This is a genomic window from Streptomyces sp. NPDC052079 (genome assembly GCF_040680275.1).
Taxonomy (GTDB): Bacteria; Actinomycetota; Actinomycetes; order Streptomycetales; family Streptomycetaceae; genus Streptomyces.
Genome location: NZ_JBFAWL010000006.1, coordinates 76951 through 101597, shown reverse-complemented (window position 1 = coordinate 101597; position 24647 = coordinate 76951). Strand labels below are relative to the sequence as shown.

General features: G+C 70.8%; 17 protein-coding genes. 3 read left to right on the top strand and 14 right to left on the bottom strand.

Going from position 1 to position 24647, the window contains the following annotated elements:
• Positions 1–45 precede the first annotated feature (45 nt).
• Positions 46–972: a proline dehydrogenase family protein gene (locus AB0L56_RS12820; protein ID WP_365422294.1), complete on the bottom strand. Its 927-nt coding sequence runs from the start codon at positions 970–972 to the stop codon at positions 46–48.
• A gap of 138 nt (positions 973–1110) precedes the next feature.
• Between AB0L56_RS12820 and AB0L56_RS12815 the strand changes: the two genes are divergently transcribed.
• Positions 1111–2343, top strand: a complete 1233-nt coding sequence (locus tag AB0L56_RS12815) for a helix-turn-helix domain-containing protein (protein ID WP_365422291.1) — start codon at positions 1111–1113, stop codon at positions 2341–2343.
• Positions 2344–2365: 22 nt separating this feature from the next.
• Here the strand turns inward: AB0L56_RS12815 and AB0L56_RS12810 are convergent, their stop codons facing one another.
• The 9 genes from AB0L56_RS12810 to AB0L56_RS12770 all read right to left on the bottom strand — a co-directional run bounded on the left by AB0L56_RS12810 (position 2366) and on the right by AB0L56_RS12770 (position 17648).
• A complete protein-coding gene (locus AB0L56_RS12810) occupies positions 2366–3559 on the bottom strand; it encodes an amidase domain-containing protein (protein WP_365422289.1) in 1194 nt (397 codons plus the stop codon).
• A 145-nt stretch (positions 3560–3704) separates the two neighbouring features.
• Positions 3705–4988: a hypothetical protein gene (locus tag AB0L56_RS12805; RefSeq protein WP_365422286.1), complete on the bottom strand. Its 1284-nt coding sequence runs from the start codon at positions 4986–4988 to the stop codon at positions 3705–3707.
• A gap of 69 nt (positions 4989–5057) precedes the next feature.
• On the bottom strand, positions 5058–7184 hold the full coding sequence (locus tag AB0L56_RS12800) for a transglycosylase domain-containing protein (RefSeq protein WP_365422622.1): 2127 nt from the start codon (positions 7182–7184) through the stop codon (positions 5058–5060).
• Between the two features lie 494 nt (positions 7185–7678).
• Entirely contained in the window at positions 7679–9280 is a 1602-nt protein-coding gene (gene serA, locus AB0L56_RS12795; protein ID WP_365422283.1) for a phosphoglycerate dehydrogenase, read from the bottom strand.
• A gap of 267 nt (positions 9281–9547) precedes the next feature.
• Positions 9548–10546 carry a ketol-acid reductoisomerase gene (ilvC, locus tag AB0L56_RS12790; RefSeq protein WP_365422280.1) on the bottom strand — a complete coding sequence of 333 codons (999 nt, stop codon included), beginning with the start codon at positions 10544–10546 and terminating at the stop codon, positions 9548–9550.
• Positions 10547–10667: 121 nt separating this feature from the next.
• On the bottom strand, positions 10668–11192 hold the full coding sequence (gene ilvN / locus AB0L56_RS12785) for an acetolactate synthase small subunit (protein ID WP_030216544.1): 525 nt from the start codon (positions 11190–11192) through the stop codon (positions 10668–10670).
• A gap of 21 nt (positions 11193–11213) precedes the next feature.
• A complete protein-coding gene (locus AB0L56_RS12780; protein ID WP_361024809.1) occupies positions 11214–13064 on the bottom strand; it encodes an acetolactate synthase large subunit in 1851 nt (616 codons plus the stop codon).
• Between the two features lie 227 nt (positions 13065–13291).
• Complete coding sequence (locus AB0L56_RS12775) at positions 13292–16285, bottom strand: EAL domain-containing protein (RefSeq protein WP_361024812.1); 2994 nt, start codon at positions 16283–16285, stop codon at positions 13292–13294.
• Positions 16286–16694: 409 nt separating this feature from the next.
• On the bottom strand, positions 16695–17648 hold the full coding sequence (locus tag AB0L56_RS12770) for a 2-hydroxyacid dehydrogenase (RefSeq protein ID WP_365422275.1): 954 nt from the start codon (positions 17646–17648) through the stop codon (positions 16695–16697).
• 297 nt (positions 17649–17945) lie between these two features.
• Between AB0L56_RS12770 and AB0L56_RS12765 the strand changes: the two genes are divergently transcribed.
• Together AB0L56_RS12765 and AB0L56_RS12760 are read left to right on the top strand one after the other, a co-directional pair.
• The gene (locus AB0L56_RS12765; RefSeq protein WP_361024818.1) at positions 17946–18944 is read left to right on the top strand and encodes an aldo/keto reductase; all 999 of its coding nucleotides are present in this window, start codon (positions 17946–17948) and stop codon (positions 18942–18944) included.
• Between the two features lie 89 nt (positions 18945–19033).
• Positions 19034–20197 carry a PQQ-dependent sugar dehydrogenase gene (locus AB0L56_RS12760; protein WP_365422271.1) on the top strand — a complete coding sequence of 388 codons (1164 nt, stop codon included), beginning with the start codon at positions 19034–19036 and terminating at the stop codon, positions 20195–20197.
• On the opposite strand, the gene AB0L56_RS12755 is transcribed toward AB0L56_RS12760, so the two are convergent.
• The 4 genes from AB0L56_RS12755 to AB0L56_RS12740 form a co-directional block, all read right to left on the bottom strand.
• Complete coding sequence (locus AB0L56_RS12755) at positions 20190–20399, bottom strand: DUF6191 domain-containing protein (protein WP_361024824.1); 210 nt, start codon at positions 20397–20399, stop codon at positions 20190–20192. The genes AB0L56_RS12760 and AB0L56_RS12755 overlap by 8 nt on opposite strands.
• A 36-nt stretch (positions 20400–20435) precedes the next feature.
• Complete coding sequence (locus AB0L56_RS12750; RefSeq protein WP_365422619.1) at positions 20436–23492, bottom strand: AAA family ATPase; 3057 nt, start codon at positions 23490–23492, stop codon at positions 20436–20438.
• A gap of 161 nt (positions 23493–23653) precedes the next feature.
• The gene (locus AB0L56_RS12745; RefSeq protein WP_361024827.1) at positions 23654–23839 is read right to left on the bottom strand and encodes a hypothetical protein; all 186 of its coding nucleotides are present in this window, start codon (positions 23837–23839) and stop codon (positions 23654–23656) included.
• Between the two features lie 244 nt (positions 23840–24083).
• Positions 24084–24632, bottom strand: coding sequence for a hypothetical protein (locus tag AB0L56_RS12740; RefSeq protein WP_365422266.1), 549 nt, complete (start codon positions 24630–24632; stop codon positions 24084–24086).
• Positions 24633–24647 lie beyond the last annotated feature (15 nt).

Here is a 24647-nt window from a genome sequence, read left to right as displayed (position 1 = left end):
GCAGAGGTTGGCCGGCGTCTCCGCCGGTCGGCGCATGCCGTCTTCTCAGCCATGGCTCATCACGCTCCGCAGGAAGAACCGCAGGTTCGCGGGCTTCTCAGCCAGTCGGCGCATGAAGTAGCCGTACCAGTCGGTGCCGTAGGCCGTATAGACGCGCATGCGGTGGCCCTCGGCGGCCAGTCGCAGGTGCTCGTCGCTGCGGATGCCGTACAGCATCTGGAACTCGTACTCGTCGAGCTTTCGCCCGGCGGTGCGGGCCAGTTCCTGGGCGATGGAGATCAGACGCGGGTCATGAGACCCGATCATCGGGTACCCGTCGCCCTCCATCAGCGTCCGCAGGATGCGCACGTACGCCTTGTCGATCTCGTGCTTCCGCTGGTAGGCGACCTCGGCGGGCTCCTTGTAGGCGCCCTTGACCAACCGTACGCGACTGCCGGCGGCGGCGAGGCGACGCGCGTCCTCCTCGGTGCGGAAGAGGTAGGCCTGGATGACGCAGCCCGTCTGCGGGACGTCCTTCCGCAGCTCCTCGTGGATGGCGAACATCGAGTCCAGGGTGGTGTGGTCCTCCGCGTCCAGCGTCACCGTCGTGCCGATCGCGGCGGCGGCCTCGACGACGGGGCGGACGTTGGCGAGGGCCAGCTCGTGGCCGCCGGGAAGGGCCTGGCCGAACATCGACAGCTTCACCGACATCTCGGCACGGGCGCCGAGCTCCAGCGGCTCGAGCCGGTCGATCAGCTCAAGGTAGGCGTCGCGGGCGGCGGCGGCCTGCTCGGGGGTGGTGATGTCCTCGCCGACGACGTCCAGGGTGAGTTCGAGTCCCTGGCCGGTGAGCTCCCGGATGATCGGCAGGACCTCGTCGACGGTCTCACCGGGGATGAAGCGGTCCACGACCTGTTTGGTCCCCGGGGCCGCCGAGATCAGACGTCGCATCCGGTCGCTGCGCGACGCGGCGAGAATCACGGGACCCAGCACGGGGCACCTCCACAAGCTGCGTGAGGCCGTCACCCGACCTTTCGGGTACGGCACGGAGAACCACCGTGAAACCTAAGGATGACCCCGATCGTGGGCCATCGACAGCTGTCACGCATCCGTGCGCCGGATCTCAGACAGATGTATGAAGGCCCCGGGACTTTGCGGCAGAATGCCCGGGTGACGTCGGAATACAGGGATGACTACCAGGAGCTGGTGGACGAGATCTCGGAGCTGCTGGGCGCTCCGGCGACCCTGGAGAACCGCGATTTCGAGCTGATCGCCTTCGGGGCCTACGACAGCGAGGGCGACCTGGACCCGTCCGCGCTGGACCCGGTGCGCACCCGCTCGATCCTGACCCGCCGTTCGACGGCCGCCGTCCGCACCTGGTTCGAGGGCTTCGGGATCACCCGCGCGACCGGCCCGGTGCGCATCCCCCGCACTCCTGAGGCGGGCGTGCACCGGGGGCGCATCTGCCTGCCGGTACGCCATCGGGGTGTCGTCCTCGGTTACGTCTGGCTGCTGGACTACGACCCGGGCCCCTCACGGCAGCAACTGGACGCGGCCATGCGGGTGACGGCACGGATCGGTGCGCTGCTCGCGGACGAGGCCCAGCACGGCGCCGACCTCACCCGGGAACTGCGTGCGGTGCTCACCGCGGAGCACGACTGGCAGCGGGAGATGGCCGTCGCCGAGCTGCGCACCGCCCTGGGCAGCCGCGCGGAGGGCCTGCACACGATGGTGTGTGCCGTCCCCTGGCCGTCCGACGACCCCGACGACGCCCCGTCGGTGCGGACGATCCCGGGGGCGACGGCGCTGTGCACCCTGCCGTGGGGTGCGACGGCCCTGTGTCTGGCCCTGCTGCTGCGGCTCCGCTCCAGCGATGTGCTGACCCCGGCGAGGACGGCGGCCGGCCGGCTGCTGGAGCGGGTGCGGGAGAGCGGGGAGGGCGGCGTCTGTGTGCCGGTGGCGGCCGGGATCGCCGTGCCCCGCACGGGTCTGGCCCAGGTGGGCAGCGCCTGGACGGAGGCGTCGGCCGCCGCCCGGGCGGCACTGGCCGAACCCCGGCTGGGCCCCGTCACCGAGTGGGCGTCGATCGGCCCCTACCGCCTGCTCACGGCGCTGCCGGCGCAGGCGGTCCATGACCCCGTGGTCCGCCCGTTGCTCTCCCCCGCCCACCATGAGCTCGCGCATACCGCGGAGGTCTACCTCGACTGCGCGGGACAGGCCGGCCGCACGGCCGCCGAGCTGGGCATCCACCGCCAGACGCTGTACTACCGGCTGTCCCGTATCGAGCAGCTGACGGGACTGGACCTGGACGACGGCGAGGACCGCCTGCTGCTGCACATGGCCCTCAAGTCCGCCCGCCTGTGATCCCCCGTTCGTGCGCCACCGCTCAGGTGCGGTACGCGTAGTACGCGGCGTTCGGGTACGAGGCGATGATGCTCGAGACCGACCGGCGCAGCGTGTTGGTGGAGTGGTAGGTCAGATACGGCACTCCCTGGGCGCTGCGGTACGTCACGACCATCGTGTGGTCCTTGGACCCGTCCCCGTCGAAGTCGACCTGCAGCACATCACCGACGTCCATCTGGTACACGTTGGCGAGGCTGGTGACGCGCTGGGAGTTCTGCGCGAACCACGACCACTCGTTGACCCCCACGAACGAGTGCGACTGGATCTCGGCATTGCCGAACCAGCGGGTGTAGTCGTACACATAGCCGGGCACGTGCTTCCAGCCGCCCGCCTTCAGGGACTGGCTGACGAAGTTGGTGCAGTCGCCCCCCGCACCCTGCCCGTCGAAGCTCGGGTAGTCCGGGTTGTAGTCGCGCCAGTACTTCTCCGCGTACGCGGCCATCGCCTTGTAGTCGTACGCGCCCCCCGTGAGCGTCTTCGGGGCGGATGGTGCGGGGCGTGTGATGGCCGCCCTCGGCGCCGACGGCGTGGTGTTGGCGGCAGCCGCGGCGGACGGACTGGGGCTCGGCGAGGACGCGACCATCGGCGTGACCGGCTGGTTGACGGCGAGCTGGTCGTCGTCGCTCTCGCGGATGTCGGTCAGGCGCCAGTTGCCCCGCTGGTCGGCGCGGAAGGTGAGCCGGTGGCGGGCCTGGAAGCCGGTCGTCCTGGGCTCGTCCCCGCGGACCCTGTCGTACGTCAGCGTCGTGGTCTCGGTGACCATGACGACGGCCTTGCGGCCGTCCACCCGGGTACGGTCGAGGGTGACCGTGGTGCGGGCGTCGCTGTACTTCTCCCCGTGCCGCGCGAGCCGTTCCCGGCGGGTGGTGAGCCGGTCCAGCGCCTTGTCCTCGTCCCGGGCCGTCCCGGAGGACAGCGCGACCCGGCCGGAGAAGCCGTTGGATATCTGCTTCCTCTTGCCCGGCCTGTCGACCAGGGCGTCGGTGCGGTCGGTGAAGACCGCGTCCGCCAGCCGCTGGAACGTGGCCTTCGTCCTGGCGTCCACCTCCGGCTCGGTGGAGGTGGAGGCGCCGGCGCTCCACACGGGAAGCATCGCCGCCCCCGCGACGACCGAGACGGCCGCAGCCGTGATCACGGTCGCGCGGCGTCGGGTGCCGCGCAGCTTTCTTGATCTCACTGGAACTCCCCTCTTCCCGGCGGGGGTTTGCCGGGTCGAGCGGAGTCTCGCATGACGTGTGTGAGTGCTGTTAAGGGGGTGGGTGCCTCGCCCGCGCGGAAGTTACCCGACCGTCACCTCCGCGCGGATGCGACGGCCGTTGGGGTCACTTGACGACCGTGGACCAGTCCGGGGACTGCGCCGGGTCCAGGGTCCTCAGCCGCTGCAGAACGGCCGGGTCCTGTGCGTCCATCCAGTCCGCGAGCTCCCTGAACGACACACACTTGACGTCCTTTTTGGTGCAGACCCGCTTGATGACCTCTTCGACGGCCTTCATATAGATACCGCCGTTCCATTCCTCGAAGTGGTTGCCGATGAACAGGGGCGCCCGGCTTCCGTAGTAGACCCGGTTGAACCCGTTCATGTACGTGTTGACCGTCTCCTGCTGCCACCGCGGGTACTGCGCCGGGTCGCCTTCGGTCTCCCCGTCGGACTGGTTGTAGAGGAAGTTGAAGTCCATGGACAGCCCCTGGTACTTGCCGCCCTCGTAGGGGAGCATCTGCAGCGGGAAGTCCCAGATGCCGTCCTTCTTCCGCGGCCATATCTGGAAGTCACCGGCGGAGCTGGCGTCGTAGCGCCATTTGTAGTGCTTGGCCGCCTTCAGCAGATTGGCCTGTCCCTCCAGGCACGGGGCACGGCCGCCGACGACCTCCCTCTCGATGTCGAACGGCAGGGGGTCCATATCGGTGAAGCCGGTGTTGGTCTTCCACGTCTTCACAAAGTCGTAGAACTGGTCGGTCTCGCTCTTCCACTCCTCGACGCTCCAGTCGCCACCGCCCTTGCTCCCGCAGAAGTGACCGTTGAAGTGGGTGCCTACCTCATGGCCGTCCTTCCAGGCCGCGGACAGCTCGGTCAGGGTGGTGCGGATGTGCTCGTCGGTGGGGAAGCTGATCGCCGCGGCGCCGGCGGGGTGTTTCGGCGGTTCGTAGAGATCCCGCTTGCTCTTGGGCACCAGGTAGATGCCCGTGAGGAAGAAGGTCATGTGCGCGTCGTACTGCTCGGCCGTCTGGCGGAAGTGGGAGAACAGGCCGTCGTCCCCCTGGAGCGCACCGTCCCAGGAGAAGACCACGAACTGGGGCGGCTTCTGCCCTGGTTCGAGCCGCTGCGGCTTGAGCCGCTTCTTCTGGGGGCCCGTGTAGGAGGTCGATCCGTCACCGATCACTCTGACCTTGCCGTCCCACTCCGGCTCCTCGGTCGCCCGCTGCTCCGGCCGCTTCGGTCCCTCGGCCTGGGCGGACCCGGTGGGCGCGGTGCTGTCCCGGCCGGAGAGCGTCAGATAGGCGATCACGAGGGAGGCGACGACGAGGACCGCCGTCATGCCGAGGACGTGTGGGCGGGCGGGACGGCGGGGTTCTTTGGTTTTGCGGCGGCGGCCCGACGGCTGCTTCATCTATGGCTCGACCTCTGTGAGACGGGGGAGTTGCTGGCTGGCGGGGAGGCGGGTGGCGGTACCGGTGACTCAGTCACCGATCCCCAGGGCTTGCGACCAGATGCGGTACGGGACACTCCCCGCCGGTTTGCCGCCCAAGCCCTTGAGCGGCAGCGGCTCGAGGCTCTCGGCCAGGTCGATGCGGTACACGACCACGGCGGTGCTCTCCTTGCCCAGGTTGCCGACGTACCAGGCGGCGGTGTCGTCCTCGGTCGTTCCCACCTTGCCCGCCGCCTCGGCCGGGCCGCCCGGGTGGGCGACGCGATGGCCCTCGGCCAGAGCGGCCTGGATCTCTCGTGCGGTGCCGGCGCCCACCGCACGGCGCTCCGAGGGCCGGGACAGCGGGATCGCGTGGCCCCCACGGGTGATCTTCCGCACCGAGTACGGCTCGGTGTGCACCCCGTCGGCGACGAACGTGGCGTAGCCGCTGGCCATCCGGATGGCGCTGGGTCTGGCGCTGCCGGCCGCCAGCGAGGGCACCTGCGCCCCGAAGCTGGAGGGCAGCAACCCCGCGGCCACCGCGGTGCTGCGCACCGTGGCCAGCCCGGTGTCCATGCCCAGTTGCAGGAACGGGGCGTTGACGGACAGCGCCAGCGCCCGGTGCAGCGAGATACGGCCGTAGGACTTGCCGCCGTCGTTGCGCGTGAGCACCTTGCGGCCGCCGCGGTCCCAGTACGGGCCCTCGGGCGTGGTGACGGGGACCCGGTCGTCGCCGTTGTAGAGCGTCTCACCGCTCACCGGTGTGGGCTTGCCCTCCCGGCTGGTGCGCACACCGTGCTCGAGAGCCGCCGCGTACACGAACGGCTGGAACGCCGAACCCGCGGGCACGGTGGTCGCGTTGGACTCGTTGTAGCCCTGCTTGCGGTGATCGGGGCCACCGTGGACGGCGAGGATCCTGCCGTCGGCGGCGACGGTGGCGGCTCCGTAGTGAGCGTCCGCGGCCGCCTTGGGGTGGTCCTTGCGGTTCTTGTCCCGTGCCTTCTCCACCGCCTTGGTGAGAAGGTCCTCGCGCTTCTTGTCGAACGTCGTGTAGATCTGGTAGCCGCCGAGGTCGAAGTCCCGTTCCGAGATGTTCGCGGTCTTCTTGACGTACTGGGCGGCGAGTTCCACCAGGTAGTCGCTCTGCTCACCGGTCGCGTACAGCGGATTGCGCTTCAACGGGTCGGGGAACTCGCGGTACTTGGCGCGCTCCTCGGACGACAGCTTCCCGAGCTTCACCATCCGGTCGAGGTTCCAGGTCCAGCGTTCCACCGCCCGGTCACGATTGGCCTGGCTCAGCGTGGGGTCGTACAGGCCGGCGCCCTTGAGCAGGGAGGCGAGGAACGCGGCCTCGCTCACATTGAGTTCCCGGACCTCCTTGCCGTAGTAGGCCTGTGCGGCGCGCTGGATGCCGTAGGTGCCGCGGCCGAACCAGCTGGTGTTGAGATAGCCCTCCAGGATCTCGTCCTTGCTCATCTCGTTGTCGAGCTTGAGCGCGATCATCGCCTCCTCGAACTTGCGGCCGAGCGTGCGGTCCTGGTTGAGGTAGACGTTCTTCACATACTGCTGGGTGATGGTGGAGCCGCCCTGGGTGTCGCCCTGGCCGAAGGTGCGCAGGAAGGCGCGGGTGATGCCCTTCGCCGAGATGCCCGGATCGCTGTAGAAGCTGTCGTTCTCGGCGGCGAGCACGGCCCAGCGCACATGCTCGGGGATCTCCTCCAGCGGCATGGCCTGCCGTTGCACCCATCCGGTACGGGCCAGCGGGGTGCCGTCGGACCAGAAGTAGACGTTGTCCTGCTGGGTGGCGTGGGTGTTGAGGTCATCCGGGATGTCGGTGGCGGCATAGGCGACCACGATGAAGAGGGTGCTCAGCCCCAGCGACGCCAGGAAGCCCGCGAGCGTCTGGCGCCGGGAGGGGACCCAGCGGCGCCACCCGGTGCGCCCCGGCCTCGGATAGTGCGGACGCAGCCGACGTGCGTAGGGGCCGAGCCGGGCGGCCAGGGGAGCGACCACGGGCTCCAGCCGGGCGGCCACGGGAGCGATCACGGGCTCCAGCCGTGCCGCCAGATGGGAGAAGGCGGACCGGCGGGGCGCCTTGCGGGAGCGGGGAGCCTCGGACGGCTTCCGCTCGGGTATGCCTTCCTCCGGTATGCCCCCCTCGGGCACCCGCAGTTGCATGGTCTCGTCGGCGGGTGCGCGCAGTTGGTCGACGCGCAGCTGCACCGTCACATCAGGACGAAGCGGCGGCGACGCATCGTCACTCCGCTCCTCGTCCTTGCGTCCGTCCCCCCGACCGACCCGGGCCATGCCCGTCCCTCCCTCCGCACATCGCGCGGGCGGCTCAGCAACCGCACGACAGTACGAGAACCGGGGACCACGGCCACGTCAGGCCTGGTTCCCCGCTCCCCCCGTTTCATGAGCATCACACTGCACATGAAATTACCAACATATCGGCCGTACAAGTTGGACGAACGTGCGAATGTCGCAACGTGGCGAGGGTCTCATCACGATGTGGCGGATCGCACCGTGAGGAGACCGCCGAGAATACGCCGGTCATGCGGGTGCGCGGGCACGTACACGACAGCGCCGGACGGGCTGATCGGCTCAGCCCGTCCGGCGCTCCGCACGCGGAAACAGGGGGCGGGGCTTGAGGTCCCGCTCCGGGGGGGGTGTCAGACGAGGTTGACGGAGCGGGCGAACGTGGCCCCGATCTCCGAAGCGACCTCGGCCACCACCGCGGCGGGCACCGTGTCGTCCACCGTGAGCACCGCCAGCGCCTCCCCGCCGACCGCGGCGCGGGCTACCTGCATACCGGCGATGTTGAGGCCCGCCTCGCCGAGGATACGGCCGACGGTGCCGACGACACCGGGGCGGTCCTCGTAGCGCAGCACCAGCATGTGGTCGGCGAGCGCCACGTCGACGTCGTAGTCGCCGACCGCGACGAGCTTCTGGACGTGCTTGGGGCCGGTCAGCGTGCCGGAGACCGAGACCTCCTCGCCGTCGGAGAGGGTGCCGCGCACGGTGACGACATTGCGGTGCTCGCCCGACTCCGAGCTGGTCGTCAGCCGGACCTCGACGCCGCGCTCCTGGGCGAACAGCGGGGCGTTGACGTAGGACACGGTCTCGTCGACGACGTCCTCGAAGACACCCTTGAGCGCGGAGAGTTCGAGCACCTTGACATCGTGCTGGGTGATCTCGCCGTACACCTCGACGTCGAGGCGGACCGCGACCTCGCCGGCGAGCGCGGTGAAGATCCGGCCGAGGCGCTCGGCCAGCGGCAGACCCGGCTTGACGTCCTCGGCGATGACACCGCCCTGCACGTTCACCGCGTCCGGGACGAGCTCACCGGCGAGCGCGAGGCGCACCGAGCGGGCGACGGCGATACCGGCCTTCTCCTGGGCCTCGTCGGTGGAGGCACCGAGGTGCGGGGTGCAGACGACCTGGTCGAACTCGAAGAGCGGGGAGTCGGTGCACGGCTCCTTGGCGTACACGTCCAGACCCGCGCCGGCGACCCGGCCCTCCTTCAGCGCCGAGTACAGTGCCTCCTCGTCGACGATGCCGCCGCGCGCGGCGTTGATGATGCGCACGCTCGGCTTGACCTTGCGCAGCGCCTCGTCGCCGATCAGGCCAAGGGTCTCGGGGGTCTTCGGCAGGTGGACGGTGATGAAGTCGGAGACCTCGAGCAGCTCGTCCAGCGACAGCACCTTGACGCCCATCTGCGCGGCCCGCGCGGGCTGCACATAGGGGTCGTAGGCGACGATCTTCATGCCGAAGGCGGACATGCGCTGCGCGACCAGGGCGCCGATCCGCCCCAGACCCACCACACCGAGGGTCTTCTCGGCGAGCTCCACGCCCGTGTACTTGCTCCGCTTCCACTCGCCGTTCTTCAGCGCGGCGTTGGCCTGCGGGATGTTGCGCGCGGTGGCGAGGATCAGACCACAGGCGAGCTCGGCGGCGGTGACGATGTTCGAGGTGGGGGCGTTGACGACCATCACGCCGGCCTTGGTGGCGGCGGAGACGTCCACGTTGTCCAGACCGACCCCGGCGCGGGCCACGACCTTCAGCCGGTTCGCGGCGGCGATCGCCTCGGCGTCGATCTTGGTGGCCGAGCGGATCAGGATGGCGTCCACGTCGGCGATGGCCGGGAGCAGCTCCGCTCGGTCCGCGCCGTTGCAGTGGCGGATCTCGAAGTCCGGGCCGAGCGCGTCGACGGTGGCGGGCGACAGCTCTTCGGCGATGAGAACCGTCGCTTTTCGACTGGGGTACGAGCTCACGTGAGTCCTCACAAGTCCAATGCGGACGGCCGTCCCGACGGCCGCAGGCGGTGAAGAAGTGCTAGCCGCGTGGAAGACGCACGACGCTGTGGGCCTGACGCGTTTGTTGTTCAGCAGTCTAGTGGCGCCGAGGGCGTCGTCTTACGCCGCTTCGGAAGGATCACCCGTCCGTGGCCGGACAGGATGGACAACGCCGTACCACCGACGTTACCCCGGGTTCGCCCCGAAGGGCCGGAGCATTCCGCTCCGGCCCTTCGGGCGTGAGACTCACGCCTCTTCGTCGACCCAGCTCATGAGCTTGCGCAGCTCCTTGCCGGTGGTCTCCAGCAGGTGCTCGGAGTCCTGCTTCTTGTACTCGTTGTACTTCTTCAGACCGCCGTGGTACTCGTCCATCCAGTTGCGGGCGAAGGTGCCGTCCTGGATCTCGGCGAGGACCTTCTTCATCTCCGCCTTGGTGGCGTCGGTGATGATCCGCGGGCCGGTGACGTAGTCGCCCCACTCGGCGGTCTCGGAGATCGACCAGCGCATCTTCTCCAGGCCGCCCTCGTACATGAGGTCCACGATCAGCTTCAGCTCGTGCAGGCACTCGAAGTAGGCGATCTCCGGCTGGTAGCCGGCCTCGGTCAGGGTCTCGAAGCCCGCCTTGACCAGGGCAGCGGTGCCACCGCACAGGACGGCCTGCTCACCGAACAGGTCGGTCTCGGTCTCCTCGGTGAAGGTCGTCTTGATGACGCCGGCGCGGGTGCCGCCGATGCCCTTGGCGTACGACAGGGCCAGCGCGAAGGCGTTGCCGGAGGCGTCCTGCTCGACGGCCGCGATGCAGGGAACGCCGCGGCCCTCCTCGTACTGACGGCGCACCAGGTGGCCCGGGCCCTTGGGGGCGACCATGCAGACGTCCACGCCGGCCGGGGGCTTGATGAAACCGAAGCGGATGTTGAAGCCATGACCGAAGAACAGGGCGTCGCCGTCCTTCAGGTTCGCGGCGATGTGCTCCTCGTAGACCTGGGCCTGGATCGGGTCCGGGACCAGGATCATGATGACGTCGGCCTCGGCGGCGGCCTCGGACGGGCTCACCACGCGCAGCCCCTGCTCCTCGGCCTTGGCCTTGGACTTGGAGCCCTCGTGCAGACCGACGCGCACGTCGACGCCGGAGTCGCGCAGCGACAGGGCGTGGGCGTGACCCTGGCTGCCGTAACCGATGACCGCGACCTTGCGGCCCTGGATGATGGACAGGTCGGCGTCGGCGTCGTAGAACAGCTCGGCCACTTTGGGTCTCTCCTTGAGTGCAGATGTTGCGTCCCACCGTATGACGGCGGGGGGACGGGAAGTTTCGGAGTCTCGGAATACGGGCGGCCGTTTCATTCGGCCGGCCGCCCGTTCCGTGTCTTTACGCCGACCGGTCCAGTGCGCGCAGCGACCGGTCGGTGATCGAACGGGCGCCGCGTCCGATCGCGATCGTGCCGGACTGGACAAGCTCCTTGATGCCGAACGGCTCCAGCATCTTCAGCATGGCGGACAGCTTGTCGCTGCTCCCGGTGGCCTCGATGGTCACGGCCTCCGGGGAGACGTCCACGGTCTTGGCGCGGAACAGCTGGACGATCTCGACGATCTGGGACCGCGTCTCGTTGTCGGCGCGCACCTTCACCAGAACGAGTTCGCGCTGGACGGCCTGCCCGGGTTCGAGCTCGACGATCTTCAGCACGTTGACGAGCTTGTTGAGCTGCTTGGTGACCTGCTCCAGCGGGAACTCCTCGACGCTCACCACGATGGTGATGCGGGAGATGTCGGGGTGCTCGGTGACCCCGACGGCCAGGGAGTCGATGTTGAAACCGCGGCGGGAGAACAGGGCGGCGATCCGGGCCAGGATGCCGGGGGTGTTCTCCACCAGGACGGAGAGCGTGTGCTTGGACATGATCTGCTTCCTTTACGGCTCTCAGTCGTCTTCGTTGTCGCCGAAGTCGGGGCGGACGTCCCGGGCGGCCATGATCGTGTCGTTGGAGGTGCCGGCGGCGACCATCGGCCACACCATCGCGTCCTCGTGGACGATGAAGTCCACGACGACCGGGCGGTCGTTGATCGAGTTGGCCTCCTCGATGACCTTGTCGAGGTCGGCGGGGTCCTCGCAGCGGATGGCATGGCAGCCCATGGCCTCCGACAGCTTCACGAAGTCGGGGACCCGGGTGCCGGCGCTCTTCTCGCCGGCATCCTGGCCGGGGCCGGAGTGCAGCACCGTGTTGGAGTACCGCTGGTTGTAGAAGAGGGTCTGCCACTGGCGGACCATTCCGAGGGCGCCGTTGTTGATGATGGCGACCTTGATCGGGATGTTGTTCAGGGCGCAGGTGGTGAGCTCCTGATTGGTCATCTGGAAGCAGCCGTCGCCGTCGATCGCCCAGACCGCGCGGTCGGGCATGCCGGCCTTGGCTCCCATGGCGGCCGGGACGGCGTAGCCCATGGTTCCGGCGCCGCCGGAGTTCAGCCAGGTGGCGGGCTTGTCGTACTGGATGAAGTGCGAGGCCCACATCTGGTGCTGGCCGACGCCGGCCGCGAAGATCGTGCCCTCGGGGGCGAGCTGTCCGACGCGCTCGATGACCTGCTGCGGGGAGAGCGAGCCGTCCTCGGGCAGGTCGTAGCCGAGCGGGTAGGTCTCGCGCCAGCGGTTCAGGTCCTTCCACCAGGCGGTGTAGTCGCCGCGGTTGCCGTCGGCGTACTCCTTCTGGACGGCCTGGATGAGGTCGGCCAGGACCTCGCGGGCGTCACCGACGATCGGCACGTCGGCGGCGCGGTTCTTGCCGATCTCCGCCGGGTCGATGTCGGCGTGGACGATCTTGGCGTATGGGGCGAAGCTGTCCAGCTTGCCGGTGACGCGGTCGTCGAAGCGGGCTCCGAGGGCGACGATCAGGTCGGCCTTCTGCAGCGCGGTGACGGCGGTGACCGAACCGTGCATGCCCGGCATCCCCACGTGCAGCTCGTGGCTGTCGGGGAATGCGCCGAGTCCCATCAGGGTGGTGGTGACGGGAGCTCCGGTGAGTTCTGCGAGGACCTTCAGCTCGGCGGTGGCGCGGGCCTTGAGGACGCCGCCGCCGACGTAGAGGACCGGCCGCCTGGCGGCGGTGATCAGCTTGGCGGCCTCCCGGATCTGCTTGGCGTGCGGCTTGGTGACGGGCCGGTAGCCGGGCAGGTCCATGGTGGGCGGCCAGGAGAACGTGGTCTTCGCCTGGAGGGCGTCCTTGGCGATGTCGACCAGCACCGGGCCGGGGCGGCCGGTGGAGGCGATGTGGAACGCCTGGGCGATCACCCGCGGGATGTCCTCGGCCTTGGTGACCAGGAAGTTGTGCTTGGTGATCGGCATGGTGATGCCGACGATGTCCGCCTCCTGGAAGGCGTCCGTACCGATCGACTTGGACGCGACCTGGCCGGTGATCGCGACCATGGGCACGGAGTCCATGTGCGCGTCGGCGATCGGGGTGACCAGGTTGGTGGCGCCGGGTCCGGAGGTCGCCATGCAGACGCCCACCTTGCCGGTGGCCTGTGCGTAACCCGTGGCCGCGTGGCCGGCGCCCTGCTCGTGACGGACCAGGACGTGGCGCACCCGGGTGGAGTCCATCAGAGGGTCGTAGGCGGGAAGGATCGCACCGCCGGGAATGCCGAATACCGTGTCGGCGCCGACCTCCTCGAGAGAGCGAATGAGGGACTGCGCCCCCGTCACGTGCTCGACGGGGGCTGACTGTCCTCCGGGTCGGGGCCGCGGCTGCGGGTGATGGGCCCCGGTGGCCTGCTCGGTCATCGGCTTCTCTTCTCGATGCTGAGGGTTTTGGCGAAGTTTGTGCGGGTTACGCGTGCTGCTCGGCAGGTGCCTGTGCAACAAAAAACCCCTCGTGCCAGGAGGCAAGCGAGGGGAAGCGCGTCGGGTGGTGGTCGCTGAGCGATCGCTCAGCGTCAGCCGACGCGCTGTCCAAGTACGAGAATTCGGGTGCGCATGGCACTGACCCTCCCCCCGGCGCACACCCACTGTCAAGTGGGTGGGACGGGAGTCTCACCATGTGAGCGAAGGGTCGTACCGGCTTTGAGTACGGCGGTCACTCCCGTGGCGTACACCCCGGGTCCGCCCGCGAGCACGGGCTCGGCCGGTCCGTGCGGCACCGGGTAGTGGCCGGCGGCCAGCGCTCTGCGCAGCCGGTACTCGTCCAGCGGTCCGGAGAAGGCCATGCCCTGTCCGTGGGTGCAGCCCATCGCGCGCAGGGCCACGGCCTGCTCGGGCAGGTCCACGCCGACGGCCACGGACTGCATCCCGAGGTCGGAGGCGATCCGCAGCAGTCCGCGGGTGATCTTGTACAGCCGTGCGGACTCCGCGACGCCGTCGACCAGGCCCCGGTCGAGCTTGAGCACATCGACGGGGAGCCGCCTGAGGGCCGTGATGGCCGCCAGCCCGCCGCCGAAGCCGTCGAGCGCGATCCGGACGCCGAGCCGCCTGAGCACGGCCAGCCGGCGCTCCAGCTCGTCGAGCGGGACCCGGTGGTCGGTATGGGCCAGCTCGACGACCAGGGAGCCGGACGGCAGCCCGTGCCGGGTGAGCAGGGACTCGATCGAGCCGAGCGGCAGCGACCGGTCCAGCAGCCGGCGCGCGCTCAGCCGGACGGCCACCGGCACGGGCAGGCCCGTGGCATGCCGCTCGGCAGCCTGCTCCACGGCCTCCTCCAGGACCCAGCGGCCCAACTCCGCCGTCTTCTCGCTGTCCTCGGCCACCCGCAGGAACTCCTCGGGCGTGAACAGCACACCCTGCGAGGAGCGCCAGCGCGCCTGCGCGCAGACCGAGGTGATCCGGCCGTCCGCCAGACGCACCACCGGCTGGTGCAGCAGGGCGAACTCGCCGTGGTGCAGCGCCGCGCGCAGCCGCGTGGCAAGCTCCGCCTTGCGGATGACGTCCTGCTGCATCTGCGGCCGGTACAGCTCCACGCGGCCTTTGCCGGCCGCCTTCGCCCGGTACATCGCGAGATCGGCGTTGCGCAGCAACTCGCCCGCGCCGAGGCCCGGTTCGGCGAAGGCCACGCCGATGGAGGCATTGACCCGGACATCGTTGCCGTCGATGAGATAGGGCTGGGACAGGGTCGCTCTGAGACGGTCGGCGAGCTCCAGCATGTGCCGCTCCCGGGCGTCCCGGTCACGGACGCCGTCCCCGGCGATCAGGGCCGCGAACTCGTCGCCGCCCAGCCGGGAGGCGGTGTCGCCCTTGCGGACCGCGTCCTGGAGCCTGCGGGCGGCCTGGACGAGCAGTTCGTCCCCGGCCTGGTGCCCGATGGTGTCGTTGACGCCCTTGAAGCCGTCGAGGTCGATGAAGAGCACGGCCGTGCCCCGGAGGGCGGTCCCGCGATCCGCGGCGCGGCGGCCGGACAGCGCCTGCTGGACGCGCCGGGTGAACAGGGCGCGGTTGGGCAGGTCGGTGAGCGGGTCGTGCTCCGCGTTGTGCTGGAGCTGCGCCTGGAGCCGGACTCTCTCGGTCACGTCACGGCTGTTGAAGATGAGGCCGCCGTGGTGCCGGTTGACGGTCGACTCGACGTTCAGCCAGCCTCCCCCGCCGCCGGACCGGAAGCGGCACTCGATGCGGGTCGTGGGTTCCTCCACCGGGTCCGCGGCAAGGAAGCGGCGCACCTCGTGCACCACGCTGCCCAGGTCCTGCGGGTGGATCAGAGCGGCCAGTTCCGTCCCCACCAGGTCTTCCGCGGAACGGCCGTACACCCCGGCGGCGGCCGGCGAGACGTAGCGCAGGATGCCGCTGGGCGCGGCGATCATGATGACGTCGCTGGAGCCCTGCACCAGGGAGCGGAAGTGGTTCTCCGCCTGCGCCAGCTCCTGGGTGAGGGTGATGTTGTCGAGCAGCATGATGCCCTGGCGCACCACGAGTGCGAGCACCACGGTCCCCCCGGTGATCAGCACCACCCGGTCGACGCTGCGGCCGTTGAGGACGTTGTAGAGGATCCCCAGGGTGCACACGGCCGCGGCGAGGTACGGCGTGAGCGCGGCGAGGGACCCGGCGATCGGCCGGGAGAGCGGATACCGGCCGTGGTCACCGCCGGCCGCGGGCAGGTGACGGTGGTCCGGCACGCCGCGCCGCCCCGGGAGATGCTCACGGACCACTCTCGTGTGCCCCTCCCGCTCGGGCAGGCCGCCGCGCGGCGCGGTCCAGGGGGCGTAGGCCAGCAGCAGCGAGCCGGCGAACCAGCCCGCGTCGAGCAACTGGCCGGAGCGGTACCCGGCGTGCAGCAGCGGTGAGGTGAACAGGGCGTCGCACATCACGGTCAGCGCGAGGGCGCCGATCGCGGTGTTGACCGCCGACCGGTTCACCGCCGAGCGCCGGAAGTGCAGCGCGAGCACCATGCTGACCAGGGCGATGTCCAGCAGCGGGTACGCCAGTGACAGCGCGGTGTGCGCGACGCCCGGCCCTTCGGCCTGGGCGGCCTGGGCGAGGGCGAGGCTCCACGCGAGCGTGAGCAGGGAGCCGCCGATCAGCCAGGCGTCCAGGGCGAGACAGACCCAGCCGGCCTTGTTCACGGGCCGTTTGGCCAGTACCAGCAGTCCCACGATGGCGGGCGGCGCGAAGCACAGGAAGAACAGGTCGGCGTAGCTGGGATTCGGCACGGTCACGCCCAGCACGACCTCGTACCATCCCCAGACCAGATTGCCCAGGGAGGCCATGGCCGAGGAAAGGCCGAACAGCAGCCAGGCGGGCCGAAACCGGGTGCCCGGGGTGCGGGCGTAGACGACGCACGACACGGCGGCGGCACCGGCGGCGGCGCTCAGCCCGAAGTCGCCCATGATCAGCGCGAGTTGCTCGGAGCCCCAGCCGAACGCGGCCCCGACGGCGTAGGCCGCGCACACACAGACGAGGACGAGCTGCGCCACCGGGCCGGGCCGGCGGTCGACGGCCGGCGCACTGGAGGGCCCTGTCCGCGCGGCGGGCGCCGGGCGCAGCGCTCCGTCGAGGGTCGGGGTCGGTGTCGGCGCGCTCACCGGTCCCTCCCGGTCCGCGCCGCTCCCGGATCCCTCTGCCGCCGGAGCACCGGGTGGGCATGCCTCCTGCGGCCGGTGTGCCCGTGGTGGTGGGGACCGGGCCCGCGCCGGCCGCCGTGCCGGGTGCGAAGCCCGCCGTGGTGACCGCGGCTGCGCGCGTCCGCGCTCCCCTGTCGTCGCCGACGGCTCCGCCGCATCGGATCGCTCGTCCTTAGGCCGTGCATCACCCGTCGCCCCCCTCGCAGTCTCCGTGTCCATCCCCCGCGCCGTTGGTCAGCGGCGCAGCCCCTGTCGGGACGATACACCAGTCTCGTCACTCAGGGACATAGGTTCTCTACGCTCCGTAACGATCACCTGATATATGAATACCCACCGCGCCCGGGAAAACGCGGACGGTACGCGAAGCGGACTAGACGGGTTCCGCTCCCGTCACCAGGACCACGTTGGCGAGCTCCTCCTGGTTCAGGTAACGGCGCAACTGGTCGCGCAGCAACCGCTCGGCGCGCGGCCGGAACGCGGAGGTGGGTCCGCCGACGTGCGGGGTGATGAGCACCCCCGGGGCCCGCCACAAGGGGTGTTCCGCGGGCAGCGGTTCGGGATCGGTGACGTCGAGCGCCGCGGTGATGCGTCCGCTCTCCAGCTCGGTGAGCAGGGCCTTGGTGTCGACGACGCCCCCGCGGGCCACGTTCACGAGCAGGGCGCCGTCCTTCATACGGGCCAGGAACCCGGCGTCCACGAGGTGCCGCGTGGTCTCGGTCAGCGGGGTGGAGAGGACGACGACGTCGGCCTCGGGAAGCAGGGAGGGCAGTTCGGTGAGCGGATGCACCGGCCCGCGCTCCGTGGTGCGCGCGGAGCGCGCGACGCGCGCCACCCGCGCGAGCTCAAACGGAACGAGCCGGTCCTCGATCGCCGCGCCGATCGATCCGTACCCCACGATGAGCACGTTCTTGTCGGCGAGCGCGGGCCGGAACCCGCCCCGCCACTTCCCCTTGTCCTGCGCCCGCACGAAGCCGGGGATACCGCGCAGGGATGCCAGGATCAGCGCGAGCGTGAGCTCGGCGGTGCTGGCCTCGTGGACCCCGCGCGCATTGCACAGCCGCACGCCGTCCGGCAGGTGCCTCAGCCCCGGCTCCACATGGTCGGTGCCGGCCGACAGGGTCTGTACGACCCGCACCGAACGCATCAGCGGCATCGGCCGCACACCGACCCCCGCGGGCTTCATGTACGGCACGACGTAGAAGGCGCAGTCGGCCGGATCGGCGGGGAACTCCTCACCGCCGTCCCAGAACAGGTAGCGCGGTCCCTCGGGCAGGCCGTCGACCTCGTCCGGCGGGATGGGAAGCCATACGTCAGCAGCAGTCATGGTCGGGAGGGTAGGGCCTGTCCGGCGGATCAAGTCGGGGGAAACGGGCGGCGCCGTGCAACCCAGGTGAGCGGGGTCTGGTGCGACCAGCCGCAAGGCGGAGGAGGGAGTCGACGCGATGGGGGTCCCCCCGCTCGAGCGGAGTCGAGAGTGGGGGAGTCGGCGACCGACGACAACGCTGCAGATGGGCGTGCCAGACCCCGCGTCCCCGGGATGATCCGCCGGACAGGCCCTCGTTCAGGGCCTGTCGGCTGCAGAGGTTAGGTTGGGGAGCCGGAGAGGGAGGGTCACGGGCAGGTGGAGCGCAGGACGATCGGCGCGGCGGCGCTCGCGGTGGGGGCCGTAGGACTCGGATGCATGCCGATGAGCTGGGCCTACAGCACGTCCCGGCAGCGCGGCGAGGAGTCGCTCAGGGCGGTGCACCGGGCGCTGGACGCGGGCTCGACCCTCCTCGACACCGCTGACATGTACGGCCCGTTCACCAACGAACTGCTGCTCGGGCGGGTGCTGAAGGAGCGGCGCTCCGACGCCTTCGTGTCGACCAAGGTCGGTCTTCTGGTCGGCGACCAGCACATCGTGGCCAACGGCCGCCCCGGATACGTGAGAAGGGCCTGCGACGCGTCGCTGCGCCGGCTCCAGACCGACGTCATCGACCTCTACCAACTGCACCGCGCCGACCCGGAGGTCCCGGTGGAGGAGACCTGGGGCGCGATGGCGGAGCTCGTACAGGCGGGGAAGGTACGGGCGCTGGGGCTGTGCGCGGTGGGCGCACGCTCGTCCCGGCGGCCGGGGGCACGGCTGCACGACGCGACGATCCGGCAACTGGAGCGGGTGCAGCAGGTCTTCCCGGTGAGCGCGGTGGAGGCGGAGCTGTCCGTGTGGTCGCCTGAGGCACTGGAGACGCTGCTGCCGTGGTGCCGGACCCGGGGGATCGGGTTCCTGGCCGCCATGCCGCTGGGCAACGGCTTCCTGACCGGGACGCTGACGCCCGGCGTGGGCTTCGAGGCGGACGATCTGCGCGCCCGGCACCCCCGCTTCACGGCCGAGATGATGGCCGCGAACCAGCCCATCGTGGTCGGCCTGCGCCGCGTCGCACGCCGGCACGGCGAGCAGGTCACCCCGGCGCAGGTGGCCCTGGCCTGGGTGCTGAGCCGGGGGCCGCAGGTGATCCCGGTCCCCGGCACCAAGCGGGAACGCTGGGTCGCGGAGAACGCGGCGGCGGCGGACCTCCGCCTGACGGAACAGGACCTCACGGAGATCGCGGCGCTGCCCGCGGCACAGGGGTCGTGGGACTGAACAAGGGGTTCGGGCTCGGGCGTTCGGGAACCTGTGAGGCGCGAGCGGTGTATGACAAGTAGAACCCGCCGCGTCGAAGGGACAAGATCGTGCGACATCGAGCCGTGACGGCCGTACTGGCCGCCGCCGCGCTCCTGCTGACGGCCGGCTGCTCCTCCGACGACGGAGGAGCAGCCGCCGGGGACGGCAGCGCCACCCCTAGTGACACGGCGACGCGGTCGTCGGCCCCGGAGCGGACGGGGGAGGAAACACCACCGGCGAAGGGCTCGGTGAAGGTGACCCGCACCGTCGCGACGGACCTGGAGAGCCCCTGGGGCCTGGCCCCCCTTCCGGGCGGCGACCTCCTGGTGTCGTCCCGGGACGAGGCGACGATCACCCGGATCGACGCGGAGTCCGGGAAGAAGACCGAGCTGGGCGAGGTGCCGGGGGTGTCGCCGTCCGGCGAGGGCGGCCTCCTCGGCATCGCCCTCTCCCCCGCGTACGCGTCGGACCACATGATCTACGCCTACTTCACCTCCGCCTCGGACAACCGCATCGTCCGCGTTCTCTACGACGAGAAGAGGCCCGCGGGAGAACAGCTCGGCGAGCCCGACACGGTCTTCCGGGGCATCCCCAAGGGCGTGATCCACAACGGCGGCCGGATCGCCTTCGGCCCGGACAAGATGCTGTACGTGGGCACGGGCGAGAGCGGGGACACGGGCCTGTCGCAGGACAAGGAGTCCCTGGGCGGCAAGATCCTCCGCCTGACGCCGGAGGGCGAACCGGCTCCGGGCAACCCCTTCTCCGGCTCCCCGGTGTACTCGTACGGCCACCGCAATGTGCAGGGCCTGGCCTGGGACGCCGAACAGCGGCTGTTCGCCTCGGAGTTCGGCCAGCACACCTGGGACGAGCTCAACGCGATCGAGCCCGGCGACAACTACGGCTGGCCGGAGGCGGAGGGCCGGTCCGACGACGGCGGCTTCCACAATCCGATCGAACAGTGGAGCACGGACGAGGCCTCGCCGAGCGGCATCGCCTACGCCGAGGGGTCGATCTGGATGGCGGGCCTGCGAGGGGAGCGCCTGTGGCGCATACCCCTGAAGGGCACGGCGGCCTCAGCGGAACCGGAGGCCTTCCTGGAGGGCGAGTACGGCCGGCTGCGTACGGTCGTCCCGGCGGGCGGCGACAAGCTGTGGCTGGTCACCAGCAACACGGACGGCCGGCGCAACCCGAAGGACGGAGACGACCGCATACTGGAACTCCGGATCAGCTAGCCGGCCCCGGGTCCTCGTCGGTCTCGTCGGCCTCCTCCGGCGGCGTCGGCGGGCGCACCGTGACCTTCCCGGACGCGAGGTCTATGGGCCCGCGTCCCGGGTCGGAGTCGCCGACGTCCTCCTTGGTCAGTTCCAGGCGCTTCTGCTCGTCACGGGTGTGTTTGCGACCGGGGGCGAACAGTTCCTCGAAGGCGTTGAACATCGCTCCCTTCCCAGGGCCGCATGTGTCGTACACCCATTATCCCGCCGCCAGCGGTTCCCCGGCCGCCGCAGGGAACAGGCCGAGCCGATGGGCCACCGCCGCCGCCTCGCCACGGCCGGAGACTCCCAGCTTGGCGAGGATGTTGGAGACGTGGACGCTCGCCGTCTTCGGGGAGATGAACAGTTCCTCGGCGATACGGCGATTGGTGTGGCCGGCCGCCACCAGACGCAGCACATCGCGCTCCCGGCTGGTGAGCCCGAGCGCCTCGGCCGGATCGGCGGGCCTTGCCTCGGCCTCCCGGGCGGCGGGGGCCAGCACCAGGCGGGCACGCTGGGCGAGCACGGCGGCGGAGCGGGCCAGCGGTTCGGCGCCGAGGTGCCCGGCGACGGCGTCGACCAGCCGCAGCAGTTCCGTGGCGCGGGCCCGCTCGTCCTCGCCCGCTCCGGAGGCGAGCAGCGCCTCGGCGAGCCGGAACCGGACGCGTGCGAGGTCGTAGGGCCGCCCCAAGGTCTCCACCGCCTCGACGGCCACGGACCACTCGTCCGGTTCGAGCCGGCCCTCGGCGCGCAGCAGCTCGGCCCGCAGCCAGAGGTCGTAGGCCTGCCACACGGGCACCCCGGTCGCCAGGGTCTTCGCCGCCGTGCGGATCCGCTCCAGGATCTCCGGGCGGCCGGGCTGGCTCGCCGGGTCGCCGTGGGCGTCGGCCTCGGCGGTCGTGGCGGCGAGCAGCAGGGGCCAGCCGTAGCGCTGGGTGCCGGGCGGGAGTCCGGTGTCGAGGGCGGCGAGCAGTTCGGCGCGGGCGTCGGGGAGGCGGCCCTCGGCGGCGGCCACGCCGACGGCGACCCACTTCATGGGGAGGGCGTACTGCGGCATCGGGTCGTGCGTGCCGAAGTAGGTGCGGGCGTCGGCGAGACGGCGGGCCGCCTCGGCTATGTCCCCCCGGTCGTGGGCGAGGCACGCCAGACGTATCGAGCCCCCGGCGCGCGGCTTGGCGCTCTGCTCGAGACGCTGTGCGCTCTCCGCGGCCTGCGCCGCCTCGTCCCAGCGGCCGAGGGAGTGGAGGGACTCGGCGAGGTTGCCCCACACCCAGCCCTCGGCGTCCGGCAGGCCGAGTCTGCGGGTGAGGTGCACGCCCTCCCGGAGGAGACGTGCGGCTTCCTCGGAGCGGCCGACGCCTTCGAGCACGGACGGCAGGTTCACGTACGCGCGGGCCACCACCGCATCCACGCCCAGTTCCATGGCCCGGTCCTTGACCTCGAACATCTCGGCCAGCCCGGTCTCGATGTCACCGGCGTCGACCATCAGGCCGCCCAGCGTGAGCCGGGCGTTGAGCTCGATGTCGTGGGCGCCGACCATCCGCGCGTACTCGACGGCGCTCTCGGCGGCCGCCATGGCCTCCGGACCGGGTTCGTGCAGCATCGACCAGTTGGCCGCGGAGGCGAGGACCTCGGCGTGCACCTCGGAGGGGGGCAGTCCGCGCACCAGGTCCTGAGCGGTGCCGAGTTCGGCCCAGCCGTCGCCGCGGGCGAGGGCCTGGGTGAGCCGGGAGCGCTGCACCCAGAACCAGGCGGCGCGCAGCGGGTCGGGTTCCTCGTCGAGGAGGCGCAGGGCCCGCTTGATGATCTTCAACGAGCGTTCGCGTTCCCCGCAGAGACGGCCGGCGACGGCGGCTTCGGCCATCAGGTCCAGGTAGCGCAGCGGGGTCGTCTCGGGGTCGCAGCCGCACGGAGGGTAGGCCTCGGCATAGTCGAGCGGGCGCAGGGTGTCCCGTACGGCGTCGGGGACGGCGTCCCACAGCTCCATGGCCCGCTCCAGCAGACGCAGCTGCTCGGAGTAGGCGTGCCGCCGGCGCGCCGCGACGGAGGCGTCCAGGACGGCGGGCAGGGCCTTGGCGGCGTCATGGGCGTGGTACCAGTAGCTGGCCAGGCGGGTCACCCGCTCGTCGGCGGGGACCAGGGTGGGGTCGGCCTCCAGGGCCTCGGCGTAGCGGCGGTTGAGGCGGGAGCGCTCGCCGGGCAGCAGGTCGTCGCTGACGGCCTCGCGGACCAGGGAGTGGCGGAAGCGGTAGCCGTCGCGGTCGGAGGCCGGCGCGAGGATGTTGGCGTTGACGGCGGCGCGCAGGGCCTCGATGAGGTCGTCCTCGGCGAGCCCGGCGACGGCGCCCAGCAGCCGGTCCTCAACGGTGGAGCCGCCCTCGGCGACGATCCGGGCGACCCGCTGAGCACTCTCCGGGAGGCCCTCGACACGGACCAGCAGGAGGTCGCGCAGGGAGTCGGTGAGGCCGGCGCAGCAGCCCTCGTCGGCGGCGACGGCGAGTTCCTCGACGAAGAAGGCGTTGCCGTCGGAGCGTTCGAAGATGTCGTCGACGCGGTCTGCGTCGGGTTCGCGGGCGAGGATGCCGGCGATCTGCCGGTGGACCTCCTCGCGGTTGAAGCGGCCGAGTTCCACGCGCCGGACCGTGCGGAGCCGGTCGAGTTCGGCGAGGAGGGGGCGCAGCGGGTGGCGGCGGTGGATGTCGTCGGAGCGGTAGGTGGCGAGGACGACGAGGCGGCCGGTGCGCAGGGTGCGGAACAGATAGGCCAGCAGGTGGCGGGTGGACGCGTCGGCCCAGTGCAGGTCCTCCAGGGCGAGGACGACGGTGTGCTCGGCGGTGACGCGTTCCAGCAGGCGGGCGGTGAGTTCGAAGAGGCGGGCCATGCCCTGTTCGTCGCGGCGGCCCTCGCGGGCCGCGGCGGTGCCGAGTTCGGGCAGCAGTCGGGCCAGCTCCTCCTCCTGCCCGGAGGCCGCGGCGGCGAGCTGTTCCGGAAGCTCCCGGCGGAGTTGGCGCAGGGCGGTGGAGAAGGGGGCGAAGGGCAGTCCGTCGGCGCCGATCTCGACGCAGCCGCCGAGCGCGATGATCGCGCCCTGGCGGCGGGCCGCCGCGGCGAACTCCTCGACGAGGCGGGTCTTCCCGACCCCGGCCTCACCGGCGACCAGCAGGGCCTGCGGCTCGCCGGCCCCGGCGCGGTCGAGCGCGTTGTTCAGGGTGCGGAACTCGGAGGTGCGGCCGACGAACACCGGACTGACGGACTTGGTCTCCACGCCCCAGAGCATCGCACGCACCTCCGACAACAGGGCACCGTTTTTCATACCAATCCCCACCGCGCCGGGCGTCGGCGGCGGATGTGGGCCGGTCCAGGGGACCCGCGGGTGCGAGCCGGTGTGCGAAGGGGACGGCGGCCGACCCCTGTGCGGCCGCCGTCCCGGGGGTGGAGTCATGCGGCCCGGGCGAACCGCGAGCGGCGGTGGCGGCGGGTATGGCTCTCGGCCTCGGCGCTCCGTGCGGCGGCTTCGCGGCGGGCGGCACGGCGGAGGCGGAGGGCCTCACGGACCTGGCGGTCGTGCTCGGCGGCCTGGAGGAGTTCGTCGTGGCGGAGCTGGTGGAGTGCGTACTCGAACATGGTGTGGTCTCCCTGGTGGAGTCGGTGTCGACATCGCTTTCTGCGATGCCTCCACCTTCGTCTCCAAGGCGGTCCGGCCACATCGGGAGAGTTCCGTATCTTCGAAGGGGCGAGAGGCCTTAGAAAGCACTTAGGAGGGCCACCGCGTACGGCGGACCCTCCTAAGACAGTCGGCCGACTCCCGGCCCCGGACGCGCACAAGGGGCCTCCGGCTGCCCGAAGACCCCTTGTGACCTGCGTCGGCTCAACCGGTTGCGGGCAGGGCGAGGAGTACGTCGGTGTACTTGAGGACGGCCAGCAGCAGTCCGATGACGCCGAGCGAGACACCGGCCCAGGCGACCGACTTGATCCAGGGCGCCTGGAGGGTCCGGCCAGGCGTTCCGAAGGCGGGCCGCGCGAGCACCACCACCCCGACGATCAGCGCGGTCAGCGCGAACAGGCCCGCCCACAGCGCGGTGGTGTTCCAGGCGTCGCCGTACACCTCCTTGACCTGGGTGGCGATGCCCGCGTCCGCGGCCGTCTCCAGCTGGCCCACAAGGGTCTCGCGCGCGGCGGCGACGGTGCCGAGCCAGCCGCCGGTGAGCGAGACGAGGCCCAGTGCCGCCGAGACGACCGCGGCGGCACCCTGTCCGACACCGGAGCCGGCTGGGACTTCGTCCGGTTCTGCTTCCGCTTCTGCCTCTGCTTCCGTCACGGTGACGTCGCCGGCCTCAGTGGCCTCCACCGCCGTCTCGTCGCGCTCGGTGTCGGCCCCGGTCTCGGCTCCGGTTTCGTCCACTGTCTTGGTTCCCATGCCCGGCACCGTACG

Coding starts and splice junctions, on each gene's coding strand:
- AB0L56_RS12780 (WP_361024809.1), bottom strand. CDS start 13,064: ATGACCGAGCAGGCCACCGGGGCCCATCACCCGCAGCCGCGGCCCCGA.
- AB0L56_RS12750 (WP_365422619.1), bottom strand. CDS start 23,492: ATGCTCTGGGGCGTGGAGACCAAGTCCGTCAGTCCGGTGTTCGTCGGC.
- AB0L56_RS12815 (WP_365422291.1), top strand. CDS start 1,111: ATGTATGAAGGCCCCGGGACTTTGCGGCAGAATGCCCGGGTGACGTCG.
- AB0L56_RS12745 (WP_361024827.1), bottom strand. CDS start 23,839: ATGTTCGAGTACGCACTCCACCAGCTCCGCCACGACGAACTCCTCCAG.
- AB0L56_RS12755 (WP_361024824.1), bottom strand. CDS start 20,399: ATGTTCAACGCCTTCGAGGAACTGTTCGCCCCCGGTCGCAAACACACC.
- ilvN (WP_030216544.1), bottom strand. CDS start 11,192: ATGTCCAAGCACACGCTCTCCGTCCTGGTGGAGAACACCCCCGGCATC.
- AB0L56_RS12805 (WP_365422286.1), bottom strand. CDS start 4,988: ATGAAGCAGCCGTCGGGCCGCCGCCGCAAAACCAAAGAACCCCGCCGT.
- AB0L56_RS12770 (WP_365422275.1), bottom strand. CDS start 17,648: ATGACTGCTGCTGACGTATGGCTTCCCATCCCGCCGGACGAGGTCGAC.
- AB0L56_RS12740 (WP_365422266.1), bottom strand. CDS start 24,632: ATGGGAACCAAGACAGTGGACGAAACCGGAGCCGAGACCGGGGCCGAC.
- AB0L56_RS12800 (WP_365422622.1), bottom strand. CDS start 7,184: ATGCAACTGCGGGTGCCCGAGGGGGGCATACCGGAGGAAGGCATACCC.